General features: G+C 69.3%; 10 protein-coding genes. 2 read left to right on the top strand and 8 right to left on the bottom strand.

The genetic code is table 11. The annotated features are described in order from the left end of the window. Window positions 1-122: 122 nt before the first annotated feature. Complete coding sequence (locus tag HHL10_RS29490) at window positions 123-974, bottom strand: class II aldolase/adducin family protein (RefSeq protein WP_169164004.1); 852 nt, start codon at window positions 972-974, stop codon at window positions 123-125. A gap of 147 nt (window positions 975-1,121) precedes the next feature. Continuing rightward, entirely contained in the window at window positions 1,122-2,027 is a 906-nt protein-coding gene (locus HHL10_RS29485) for a LysR family transcriptional regulator (RefSeq protein ID WP_169164003.1), read from the bottom strand. Between the two features lie 203 nt (window positions 2,028-2,230). On the opposite strand from HHL10_RS29485, the gene HHL10_RS29480 reads away from it, so the two are divergent. Beyond that, window positions 2,231-3,211, top strand: coding sequence for a Bug family tripartite tricarboxylate transporter substrate binding protein (locus tag HHL10_RS29480; RefSeq protein ID WP_169164002.1), 981 nt, complete (start codon window positions 2,231-2,233; stop codon window positions 3,209-3,211). Between the two features lie 45 nt (window positions 3,212-3,256). Here HHL10_RS29480 and pyk read toward each other — a convergent pair whose 3' ends face one another. The 4 genes from pyk to HHL10_RS29460 all read right to left on the bottom strand — a co-directional run bounded on the left by pyk (window position 3,257) and on the right by HHL10_RS29460 (window position 5,661). Next, complete coding sequence (gene pyk, locus HHL10_RS29475; RefSeq protein ID WP_169164001.1) at window positions 3,257-4,675, bottom strand: pyruvate kinase; 1,419 nt, start codon at window positions 4,673-4,675, stop codon at window positions 3,257-3,259. A gap of 140 nt (window positions 4,676-4,815) precedes the next feature. Next, complete coding sequence (locus tag HHL10_RS29470) at window positions 4,816-5,043, bottom strand: hypothetical protein (protein ID WP_169164000.1); 228 nt, start codon at window positions 5,041-5,043, stop codon at window positions 4,816-4,818. Between the two features lie 132 nt (window positions 5,044-5,175). Continuing rightward, the gene (locus HHL10_RS29465) at window positions 5,176-5,436 is read right to left on the bottom strand and encodes a hypothetical protein (protein ID WP_169163999.1); all 261 of its coding nucleotides are present in this window, start codon (window positions 5,434-5,436) and stop codon (window positions 5,176-5,178) included. A 3-nt stretch (window positions 5,437-5,439) separates the two neighbouring features. Next, window positions 5,440-5,661, bottom strand: coding sequence for a DUF3820 family protein (locus HHL10_RS29460; protein ID WP_169163998.1), 222 nt, complete (start codon window positions 5,659-5,661; stop codon window positions 5,440-5,442). Between the two features lie 180 nt (window positions 5,662-5,841). Here HHL10_RS29460 and HHL10_RS29455 point away from each other — a divergent pair, with 180 nt between their 5' ends. After that, complete coding sequence (locus tag HHL10_RS29455) at window positions 5,842-7,137, top strand: M14 family zinc carboxypeptidase (RefSeq protein WP_169163997.1); 1,296 nt, start codon at window positions 5,842-5,844, stop codon at window positions 7,135-7,137. 86 nt (window positions 7,138-7,223) lie between these two features. Here the strand turns inward: HHL10_RS29455 and HHL10_RS29450 are convergent, their stop codons facing one another. Beyond that, window positions 7,224-8,363 (bottom strand): branched-chain amino acid ABC transporter substrate-binding protein, encoded by a 1,140-nt coding sequence (locus HHL10_RS29450; protein WP_169163996.1) that lies wholly within the window; start codon window positions 8,361-8,363, stop codon window positions 7,224-7,226. A 176-nt stretch (window positions 8,364-8,539) separates the two neighbouring features. Next, window positions 8,540-9,343: a 4'-phosphopantetheinyl transferase family protein gene (locus HHL10_RS29445; protein ID WP_169163995.1), complete on the bottom strand. Its 804-nt coding sequence runs from the start codon at window positions 9,341-9,343 to the stop codon at window positions 8,540-8,542. Between the last annotated feature and the right edge of the window lie 600 nt (window positions 9,344-9,943).

Genomic DNA, 9,943 nt, shown 5'->3' with positions numbered 1-9,943 from the left:
TGCCGGGCATGGCGGCCCCGGCGAGCGCCTTGCAGCCGTCCACGGCCCACCCGTGCACCGTCACGGCTGGCCGCGTCAGTACCGCTCAACATGCTCGGTGCAGGCAAATCGTTCACAGCTTCTCAGTCGAGCATGTCGGGCTGCGTGCGCACGAGCTGGTCCCAGATGGTCTGGAAGTGCAGCCAGCCGATGTAGTCGCTGCCCACGTTGTCGCGGCTGAAGCGCGACTTGTCCGGCGGCACCATCACCGGCTTGTGCCCGGTGGCCTCCACCAGCAGCTGCTGCTGGCAGCAGCGCTCCAGTGCGATGAACCAGAAGGCCGCGGACTCGATGCTGTGGGTGCTGCAGGTGAAGATGCCGTGGTTCTGGTGGATGGCCGCCTTCACGCCCTTGAACCAGTCGGCCACCGTGAAGCCGGCCCGCTCCTCCACCGCCACCTGCCCGGCCTCGCTCTTGATGACCACGTGGTCTTCGTAGAAGGCCGCGGCGTCCTGCGTGATGGGGTCCAGCGGGCGGCCCAGCGCGGCGAAGGCCGTGCCGTAGACGGTGTGGGCATGGCACATCGCCAGGATGTCGGGGTGCTTCTCATGCACCGCCGCGTGCAGCACGAAGCCGGCGCGGTTGACGGCGTAGGCTCCCTCCACCACCTTGCCCGCGTGGTCCACGAGGATGAGGTTGCTCACGCGCACGTTGCTGAAGTGCACGCACATCGGGTTGGTCCAGTACAGCTCCGGGAACTCCGGGTCGCGCACCGTCAGGTGCCCGGCAAAGCCGTAGTCGAAGCCCTGCAGCGCGAAGGCGCGGCAGGCCGCCACCAGCCGCTCCTTGCGGTGCTGCCGCTCCTCGGCGTGCGTCGCGAACGTGGGAATCTCCGGGAAGATCAACCCGGGCTGGGTCGGTTGGTACACCGAGATGCGCTTGCGGACCTGGGCGTCCGCCTGCCCCGCGCTCGGGCTTTCCATCGTGTCTTGCATGAGGCTCTCCTGGTGGGCTTCCGAGGCGCCGGAAGCCAGTGCCGCGAAATTTACGGAGTGCCTTGACCTGCATCAACGCGGTGGCGGCGATAAGACCTATTGCGCCCGGTAATGGATCGGCATCGCCCGCGCGAGGCCCAGGGCGTCTCACGCCGCCCAAGGCGGCGCGCTGAAGGCCTGGGTGAAGTAATCGACGAAGGCGCGGACGCGGGGCACGAGGCGGCGCTCGGGCAGGAACACGGCGTGGATGGCCGTGTCGTCAGCGGCCTGGTAGTCGGCCAGCAACGGCACCAGTTGCCCGCTGCGCAGCGCCGGCAGCGCCAGGTGCTCGGCCAGGCGCATGACGCCCACGCCGGCCACGCACATCTGGAACAGCGCCGTGCCGTCGCTGCTGCGAAAGCTCCCCTTCACCGCCAGATCCTGGCGCTGGCCATTGATCATGAACGGCCAGCGGTTGAGATGCTCGGCCGGCGGCATCCACATCAGGCAGTTGTGCCGCTCCAGGCCCTGCGGTGTCACGGGTGGGCCGTGGCGGTCGATGTAGCCGGGCGATGCGACGACGATGCGCTGCAGCGCGCACAGCCGCCGGCTCATGAGCGAGGAGTCCTGCAGGCGTCCCATGCGGATGGCAACGTCGAAGTTCTCCTCCAGCAGATTGGTCACCGAGTCCGACAGCTGCACCTGCACCGAGATGGCCGGGTACGTGGCCATGAACTGCGGCAGGCGCGGCACGATCTGGTCGCTGCCGAAGGCACGTGGCACCGTCACGCGCAGCTCGCCGGCGGGCTCGGGTGACGCAACCTCGGCTTCGGCCAGGTCGATCTCCTCCATCACGCGCCGGCAGGCGGCCAGGAAGGCCTGCCCTTCCGCGGTCAGGCGCTGCGTGCGCGTGGACCGGTGCAGCAGTTGCACGCCCAGGCGCCTTTCCAGCGCCGTGAGCGTCTGGCTCACGAAGGGCTGGCTCACGCCCAGCAGTTGCGCGGCCGCGGTGAAGCCGCCGGCTTCGGCCACGGCGCGGAACACGCGCATCTCCACGAGCCTGTTGTCCTTCATGCGGGCCATTGTCCGGCGCGGGAGCGCCGCCCCATGGCCGCGAGCCGGAGCGACGGCCGGCTGCCCAGGCCCGGCGGATGCCGCGCGGCGCCGGCCCGCGGCAGGGAGCCGTCCGGCATCCGGAATGCTGCGCATCAAGGCGCAAGCGACGGCCTCGCCCCAGGCTGCTCGCGCCGCCTCTTTCAACACAGGAGACAAGCCCCATGGCCACCACCCGCCGCACCACCTGCCTCGCGCTTGCCTGGGCCGCCGTTCTCGCCGCCGCGGCCGGCGGCGCGCAGGCGCAGGGCTACCCGAACAAGCCGATCACCCTGGTCGTGCCCAACCCGCCGGGCGGCGTGGTGGACACCTCGGCGCGGCTGGTCAGCGACCCGCTGACCAAGCTGCTGGGCCAGGCGGTGGTGGTCGAGAACAAGCCCGGCGCCAGCGGCAACGTCGCCTACCAGCAGGTCGCCCGCGCACCCAAGGACGGGTACACGGTGCTGGCCTCCTACTCGGCCTACCACGTCGGCAACCCGTCGATGTTCTCCAAGCTGCCCTGGGCGCAGGCCGACTTCGCGCCGGTGGCCCTCGTGGCCGCGGCCACGAACGTGATCACGGTGCACCCCTCGGTGCCGGCCAACAACCTCAAGGAGCTGATCGCCTACCTCAAGGCGAACCCGGGCAAGGTGAACTACGCCTCGCAGGGCAACGGCTCGCTGTCGCACGTGGGCACGGCGCTGTTCGAGCAGCAGACCGGCACGCAGATGGTTCACGTGCCCTACAAGGGCTCCGGCCCGGCGATCCAGGACGTGCTGGCCGGGCAGGTGCAATTCTTCATGACCACCCCGCCCTCGGTGATGGGTCATGTGCAGTCGGGCAAGCTCAAGGCCTTCGCCGTGACCGGCAAGACCCGCCATCCGATGCTGCCCAACGTGCCCACCACGGCCGAGGCCGGGCTGGCCGGCTTCGAGCTGGAGGCCTGGGTCGGCTTGTTCGCGCCGGCCGGGACGCCCGCACCGGTGGTCAACGAGCTCTCGGCCCAGGTGAAGAAGGCGCTGGACCTGCCCGAGACCAAGCAGCGCGCCGCCACGCTCGGCATCGAGCCGCGCTACCTCAACCCGGAGCAGCTCGGCGCCCTGGTCAAGAAGGACACCGAGTACTGGGGCGGCGTGATCCGCAGCCGCAACATCAGTGCCAACTGAGCGCCGCCCAGCCGGCAACGGCGGCGGCGCAGCGGTGCGGGCGCGTCAGCCCACTTCCGCGATGCGCAGCAGGTTGGTGCTGCCCGGCGTGCCGAAGGGCACGCCGGCGGTCACGACGATGGTGTCGCCCTGGTGGGCGAAGCCCTCGTCCTTGGCGATGGCGCAGGCCTGGTCGCTCATGCCCAGCACGTCGGACACCTCCTCGCACTGGACGGCGTGCACGCCCCAGGCCAGCGGCAGGCGGCGCGCGGTGGACTGCTGCGGCGTGATGCCGATGATCGGCGAGCGCGGCCGCTCCCGCGCCATGCGCAGCGCCGAGGAGCCCGTGCTGGTGTAGGCCACGATGGCGGCCACGTCGAGCAAGGAAGAAACCCGGCGCGTGGCGCAGCCGATGGCGTCGCCCGTCGTGGGCCGCGCCGGCGTGTGCGAGGCGTCGATCGCTTCGCGGTGGTAGGGATCGGCCTCGGTGTTGCGGATGATGCGATCCATCATCTGCACGGCCTCCACCGGATAGCGGCCGGAAGCCGACTCGGCCGACAGCATCACTGCGTCGGCGCCGTCGTAGATGGCGGTGGCCACGTCCGAGGCCTCGGCGCGCGTGGGCACCGGCGTCGCCACCATCGAGTCCAGCATCTGCGTCGCCACGATCACCGGGATGCCCCTGCGCCGGCAGCTGCGCACGATGCGCTTCTGGATGGCGGGCACCTGCTCCGCCGGCAGCTCGACGCCAAGGTCGCCGCGCGCCACCATGACGGCGTCGCAACGGTCCACGATGTCGTCCAGGCAGGCGATGGCCGCCGGCTTCTCCAGCTTGGCGATGAGGCCGGCGCGCCGGCCCACGATCTCGCGGGCCATGTCCACGTCGGCCGGGCGCTGCACGAAGGACAAGGCCACCCAGTCCACCCCCAGCTGCAAGCCGTAGTCCAGGTCGGCGAGGTCCTTGGCGGTGAGCGCGGACAGCGGCAGCACCACGTCGGGCACGTTGACGCCCTTGCGGTCCGACACCGTGCCGCCCACCACGACTTCCGTCTCGGCGTGGCTTTCGCTGCAGTTGAGCACGCGCAGGCGCACGCGGCCATCGTCGATGAGCAGGTCCACGCCGGGCTTCAGCGCGGCAAAGATCTCGGGATGCGGCAGCGCCACGCGCTGGCGGTCGCCAGGCCGGTCGCGATCCATGTCGAGGCGAAAGCGCTCACCGGCCAGGAGTTGCACCGGGCCGTCGGCAAAGGTGCCCACGCGCAGCTTGGGGCCCTGCAGGTCCAGCAGCACGCCGATGGGCCGGCCCACGTCCTTCTCGATGGCGCGGATGGCATCCAGCCGCGCGCGGTGGTCGGCATGCGTGCCGTGGCTGAAGTTGAGTCGGAACACATCCACGCCGGCGTCGAACAGCGCGCGCAGGGTTTCAGGGCTGCTGCTGGCCGGGCCGACGGTGGCAACGATCTTGGCTTGACGATGACGTCGCATCAGGGAACTCCTCGACAGATGCCACGATGTTCCGTGTCGCGGCACGCGCGAGGAAGGCTCAGGAATGGATATTTGCTATTCCTGAAAAGAATCCTGCCGTCGGGCCAAGCGCCCACAGCGGCGCCACCGGCAAAGTTGTCTCACGAGCCCAGGAGCCGCTTGAGCCAGTCGCGCCAGCCCCCGGTACGGCGTTCAATCAGCGGCGGCTCCTCGGCATCGTCACCTTGGCCGCCCGTGCGCTGCAGCACGCCCTCGGCCCAGCCCAGCTCCCACTGGCGCGCTTCCTTGGTTCCGGCCGGGTACGGGCAGCGGCTGCCGAACACCTGGCCCGCCTTGAAGCCTTCGTCTTGGACGCGTTTTTTTGCCATGGCCCGTTCTTCGAAGGACGCGGGCCATTGTTGCGGCCAGTAAAAAGACCGCTACGCGCTCATGGCAGGATTTTTGTCATCCGCGTCCTGACGCTGGGTGTCCCACGGCGGCCCAGCAGGGTTGGTTGCCGCTCATTGCGCGAGCCGCTCCCGGGCCTTGTCGAGCCAGGCCTGCACGCTGGCGGCCAGATCGTCCTGGCTGAACGAGCAGCTTTCACCGCCGAACATGGCACTGGATTCCAGCCGGTCCAGCAGGTTGCCCAGGACCTCGCCGTACCTGGCGGGCAACTCGGTCGGCAAGGGCTCGGCACGCAGGCGGCGGCAGAAGGCCGCCGCGTCGAGCGTGCCGCTGCGCAGCAGATCGAGCGTCTGCTGGATGGCTTCGAGCGACATGAATCAATCTTTCCTGGGGTTGGAACGCAGCGGCGCCAGCAGGTGCCTGAGGCCGTTGCGGTCGATCTCGTGCATCAGCGCCAGCAGTTCACCGATCTGGCCCTTGGGAAAACCCGCACGCGCGAACCAGTTCAGGTAGTGGCTGGGCAGGTCGGCGATGGCCGTGCCCTTGAACTTGCCGAAGGGCATGACGGTGCTCACCAGGCGCTGCAAAGAATCCGTCATGGGCGCGCATTGTGCGCCATCGCCGCCAGCGCTTAGATCTCTACGGAAATGGCGCGGACAAGGCAAGCCATCGGCTCCCCTCCAGCCTCAGGGATGCGGGTTGCACCAGCGGGACAGACAGTGTCTGTCCTGCCCGGGTCCACCGCTCCGCGATCCGGACATCCAAACGGGAGACTTTCGATGCCGATGAGGAAAATCCTGGCCGCGGCCGCCATTGCCGCGGCCACGCTGGCCGCGCATGCGCAGACCTCCGTGCCCAACGGGCCCAATGGCGACAACGACAGCATCGCCTCGCTGCGCACCTACGAGCAGATGGTTGCTGCGCTCAAGAGCAGCGTCCACACCAGCGGCGGCGCCATGCGCTACGACGTCCTGCCCTGGAAGAGCAACGGCGGCCGGGAGATTCCGTATGTCGTGGTCGGCAAGGGAGCGACCACCGCGCTGATCATCGCCCAGCAGCATGGCGACGAGATGGAGACCAGCGACTCGGCCGTGAACCTGGCCCGCACGCTGTCCAACAACTCCATGGCGTCCACGGCCATCCGCAACGCCCTGACCGTCATCATCGTGCCGCGCGTCAACGTGGACGGCTTCGACGGCCGCAAGGCCGACGGCACGCTCATCACCGATTCGCAAGGGCGCGTCCCGCCCTGGCGCCAGAACTACGACAAGACCTTCTCCGGCGCGGGCCCGGTACCGGCCTTCTACCAGCGCGGGCGTGGTTACGACATCAACCGCTACCACGCCTTCCGCCCCGAGTGCCCGCTGGACAATCCCAACTTCCCGAACATCACGACGGGCGTCGTCAGCTGCGAGAACCAGGACCTCGACAGCACCAAGCCCTATGGTCTGGCCGACCTGGGCAAGGGCAACCCCGTGCCCGAGGCCAAGAACATCCGCTGGCTGGCGGACAAGTACAAGCCTGCCGTGACGCTGGACCTGCACCACCAGGGCACGCGCGTCAACGATGGCAAGATGGTCACCGCCTCCACGCTGTGGCCCACCGCCGATGCCACCGCGCAGCGGCTCCTGGCGGTGGACCCGAAAGCGATGACGCGCTTCAACGCCGGGCAGGCCATGGCCAAGCGGGTGGTGGTCATCATCGCGCAGACCCTGGCGCAGTACCCCTACGCCAACCTCAGCCTGTACCCGGGCGGCACCGAGCCCGGCATCTCGCGCAACGCCTACGGCCTGCTGGGCTCGGGCTCGGTGCTGCTGGAGTTGCGCGGCGGCATCGGCACCAAGTCCGGCGGCTACATCCAGAAGATCGGCTACCACGCCTCCTATGCGGTGCTGCACGAGCTGGCGCGCGATGCCGGCCTGAACGGCTTCGATCCCAACCAGGCCGCGGTGCTGGTGAAGCCTGCCAACGGCCTGCCGCCCAATTCGGGCCAGGGCGAAAGCGAAGCCATCACCGCCGGCACCGTGCCCGAGGGCGACTCGGACGAGCACGACGACCACCACCTCGGCAACTGATCGAGCTCCCCGGCGGCTCCCCGGCCCCGGAGCTGCCGGGCAGTTCCTGCCGGAACTGCCCGTACGCGATGGCTGAACGCCTGGCGTCAGCGCACGATGGCCAGCTCGGCGCGCTGGCCGCCGCGGTAGGTGTAGAGCGTCAGCGCGCCGTCCTTGATGTCGCCCTTGCTGTCGAAGGCGATGTTGCCCGTCACGCCCTTGTGGCTGATGCCGGCCAGCACGGGCAGGTACTTGGCCGGATCGGCCGAGCCGGCCTTGACCATGGCGTCGGCCATCACCATCGTGGCGTCGTAGGTGTAGGGCGAGTAGATCTGCACCTCGCTGCCGAACTTCTTCTTGAAGTCGGCCCGGAACTTGTCCATGGTCGCCTTCTGCGACGCCTCGACACCACCGGCAACGGCGCAGGTCACCACATTGTCGGCCAGCGAACCCGCGGCCAGCTTGGGCAGCTCGGCGGTGCACACGCCGTCGCCGCCCATGAACTTGGCGTTGATGCCGAGCTGCTTCATCTGGCGCAGCATCGGGCCGGCCACCGCGTCCATGCCGCCGAAGAAGATCACGTCGGGCTTGGCTGCCTTGACCGAGGTCAGGATGGCGGTGAAGTCGGTGGCCTTGTCGTTGGTGAACTCGCGCTTGACGATGTTGCCGCCGGCGCCCTTGGCACCCTTCTCGAACTCGTTGGCCAGGCCCTGGCCGAAGGCGGTGCGGTCGTCGATCACGACGATGCTCTTGGCCTTGAGCTGCTGCACCGCGTAGCGGCCTAGCGTGCCGCCGAGCTGCGCGTCGTTGGCGACCATGCGGAAGGTGGTCTTGTAGCCCTGGGCGGTGTAGCGCGGGTTGGTCACCGACGGGGCGATCTGGGGAATGCCGGCGTCGCTGTAGATACGAGAGGCCGGAATCGCGGTGCCGGAGTTGAGGTGGCCGACCACGCCGTTAACCTTGGCGTCAACGAGCTTCTGGGCCGCGGCGGTGCCTTGCTTGGGATCGCCGGCGTCGTCCTCGGCCAGCAGCTCGAAGCGGGCCTTCTTGCCGCCAATGCTCACGCCCTTGGCGTTGAGCTCGTCGATGGCCATGCGCACGCCGTTCTCGTTGTCCTTGCCGAGGTGGGCGGCGGGGCCGCTGGTGGCGGCCACATGGCCGATCTTGACGACCACCTCCTGCGCCAGCGTGGCATTGGCAACACAGGCCAGAGCGGCCACGGCAGTGAGCTTGAGTGCGTACTTCATGCGGGAAATCGGAGTGCGGAAAAGGAGAGCCAGAGCGCGCCTCTGGCATGGCGGTGGGTCGAAACCCAAGGGACGCAAGTGTAAGAGGCGGCCGGAGGGTGCTCTTTGGAGCAGCCCAAAACCCGTGTGCCGGCGCTGGGTGGACCGCGTCGGTCCGCGGCGCCCGCGCGCCGGGCTCAAGGCGCCGCGGATTCCCGCGTCACCACCATCGGCAGGGGCTTGCGCGACACGCCCGGCAGCAGCCGCCAGGCCGACAGCGCCGGAACCTCCCCGGGCACGCTTTCGACGCAGACTGCCGCCAGGCAGCCAGCCCCGGCCTCGAACTGGCGGAAGTGCCAGCGCGCCGGCGTGTCCGCCAGCGACGCGTCGATGGCCAGCGCCACCCGCTGCGGATCAGGATCGAGCTCGAAGCTGAAGCGGTCGAGCGGGATCGACAAGCCCATGCCGCGCGCCTTGATGTAGGCCTCCTTCAACGTCCACAGCTCGAAGAAGCGGCGCCCCTGCCGCGCAGGCGCCAGCGCACGCAGCGCGCTCACCTCGCTCGGCGAGAAGAAGCGGTCGGCGATGTCGAGCAGGGCGTTGCGCGCGAGCCGCTCCACGTCCACGCCGAGCGCGCGCTGCTGCGTCACGCCGATCAGCACCACGCCTTCGGTGTGCGACATGTTGAAGCTCAGCGCATCGCGCCACGCCGGGTCGGCCACATGCGGCTTGCCCCAGGCATTCAGCTCGAAGCGCCAGTCGGCCGGTGCTACCGGCGCATGGCGCGACAGCGCCTCGCGCAGCGCCACGCGGGCGAGCATGTAGAGCAGGCGGTCGCGCTCGAAGTGGAAGCGGTCGCGCCGCGCACGCTCCTCGGCCGAAAGCCGCCGGTCGTACTCGCGCAGCAGTGCGGCGTCCCCCGCGGCATCGGCGGTGAAGACCACGGACAGCTCGACCTGCGGTGCGGCGGCCGGGTCCATCAGGTTCCCTTCAAGCCCCATGCCAGCATCCGGTCCGACACGCCGAAACCCGTTGCGTACGAATCGAACACCTGCCAAGCGTCCGCTGCGGGCCACAGTCCGGCGACGGCCCCAAGCCGGACCAAGAAGAAGTGCGTGTGTCAGCCATGCATTTGAGGAGAAACGCCGGATGCGCGCACCGGTCGGGGCCGTTGCGCAGGCCACGACCAGGTGCTGCGGGCGCACGGTTTCAAACAAAAGGGAGCTGCACTGCACCCGCAGGACTTTTGCCCATGACGGCCGCCCGCATTCTGCCCGAGGCAGCCGCCCGGCCCAGCCGGGTACATGGGCGTGGAACGCAAGTGCTTCCGTCAGGCTTCAGGCCCGGCCCCAAGTACGACGGCGCGCCGGGCGGCAAGGCCCGGCGCGCCGTCTCTTCGGGCGCGAGCCGCGCGCCAGAGGTCCCAAGAACCGCCTGGCGCCGCCCGCGCTGCAGTCGCAGGCTGCTCAGAACACGAACAGCTCCGGATGCGGGTTGGGCGCGAGCTCCGTGCCCAGCGTGAGCTCGGTGACGTCGGTGCCGTCGCTCACGCCGTAGCTCAGCGTGAGCGCGCCGCTGTAGCCGGCCTCGGGCGTGATGCT

The sequence above is a fragment of the Azohydromonas caseinilytica genome (genome assembly GCF_012927045.1).
Taxonomy (GTDB): domain Bacteria; phylum Pseudomonadota; class Gammaproteobacteria; order Burkholderiales; family Burkholderiaceae_C; genus Azohydromonas; species Azohydromonas caseinilytica.
This window is presented reverse-complemented; position numbering and strand designations above follow the sequence as displayed.

What these genes read in the sequence shown, in the direction of transcription:
- HHL10_RS29490 (WP_169164004.1), bottom strand. Translation starts at nt 974, where the DNA reads ATGCAAGACACGATGGAAAGCCCGAGCGCGGGGCAGGCGGACGCCCAG.
- HHL10_RS29485 (WP_169164003.1), bottom strand. Translation starts at nt 2,027, where the DNA reads ATGAAGGACAACAGGCTCGTGGAGATGCGCGTGTTCCGCGCCGTGGCC.
- HHL10_RS29480 (WP_169164002.1), top strand. Translation starts at nt 2,231, where the DNA reads ATGGCCACCACCCGCCGCACCACCTGCCTCGCGCTTGCCTGGGCCGCC.
- pyk (WP_169164001.1), bottom strand. Translation starts at nt 4,675, where the DNA reads ATGCGACGTCATCGTCAAGCCAAGATCGTTGCCACCGTCGGCCCGGCC.
- HHL10_RS29470 (WP_169164000.1), bottom strand. Translation starts at nt 5,043, where the DNA reads ATGGCAAAAAAACGCGTCCAAGACGAAGGCTTCAAGGCGGGCCAGGTG.
- HHL10_RS29465 (WP_169163999.1), bottom strand. Translation starts at nt 5,436, where the DNA reads ATGTCGCTCGAAGCCATCCAGCAGACGCTCGATCTGCTGCGCAGCGGC.
- HHL10_RS29460 (WP_169163998.1), bottom strand. Translation starts at nt 5,661, where the DNA reads ATGACGGATTCTTTGCAGCGCCTGGTGAGCACCGTCATGCCCTTCGGC.
- HHL10_RS29455 (WP_169163997.1), top strand. Translation starts at nt 5,842, where the DNA reads ATGCCGATGAGGAAAATCCTGGCCGCGGCCGCCATTGCCGCGGCCACG.
- HHL10_RS29450 (WP_169163996.1), bottom strand. Translation starts at nt 8,363, where the DNA reads ATGAAGTACGCACTCAAGCTCACTGCCGTGGCCGCTCTGGCCTGTGTT.
- HHL10_RS29445 (WP_169163995.1), bottom strand. Translation starts at nt 9,343, where the DNA reads ATGGGGCTTGAAGGGAACCTGATGGACCCGGCCGCCGCACCGCAGGTC.